This window comes from Pseudomonas sp. 05T35, assembly GCF_056396605.1.
On record NZ_JBFTLU010000832.1, the window covers coordinates 1 to 764 of the forward strand.

The following is a 764-nucleotide window of genomic DNA, read 5'->3' on the forward strand; positions in this document are numbered from 1 at the left end:
ACCACGCCCTGTGCCAGATGATCAAAGTCGGCTCCCGGATTGAAGACGAGCTGGTTGCCGACCACGCTGGCCGTGCCYTTGTTTGCCGGCGCGCTRGCCGAGTTCAGCGTGAACAGGTGGCCGTCGTCAGCATCGGTGTCGTTGGYCAGCACGTTGATGGTCAGGGTCTGGTTTTCCGTACCGGCGGCCGTATCGGCCACCGCCACCGGCGCGTCGTTGGTGCCGGTGATGGTCACGTCCACCGTGGAACTCGAAAGCGCGCCGTGTTCGTCCTGCATCTGGTAAGTGAGCGTCACGTGCTCGACCACGCCCTGTGCCAGGTGGTCGAAATCAGCCCCCGGATTGAACTGCAACTGGTTGCCAACCACGCTGGCACCGCCCTGGTTTGCCGGTGCGCTGGCGCTGACCAAGGTGAATGCATGGCCGTCGTCGACGTCGGTGTCRTTGGCCAGCACGTCGATCGTCAGGGTCTGGTTTTCCGTRCCRGYGGCCGTATCGGCCACCGCCACCGGTGCGTCGTTGGTGCCGGTRATGGTCACRTCCACCGTGGAACTCGAGAGTGCCCCGTGTTCRTCCTGCATCTGGTAACTGAGCGTCACGTGCTCGACCACGCCTTGCGCCAGATGATCGAAGTCGCTCCCCGGATTGAACACCAGCTGGTTGCCGACCACGCTGGCCGTGCCCTTGCTTGCCGGCGCGCTGGCCGAGTTCAGCGTGAACAGGTGGCCGTCGTCAGCGTCGGTGTCGTTGGCCAGCACGTTGAT

Annotated in this window: 1 protein-coding gene; it reads right to left on the reverse strand. The window is 64.2% G+C overall.

The genetic code is table 11. The annotated features are described in order from the left end of the window. The coding region (locus AC1DH9_RS30155; protein WP_477809454.1) for an Ig-like domain-containing protein at positions 1–764 on the reverse strand (764 nt) is incomplete at both ends.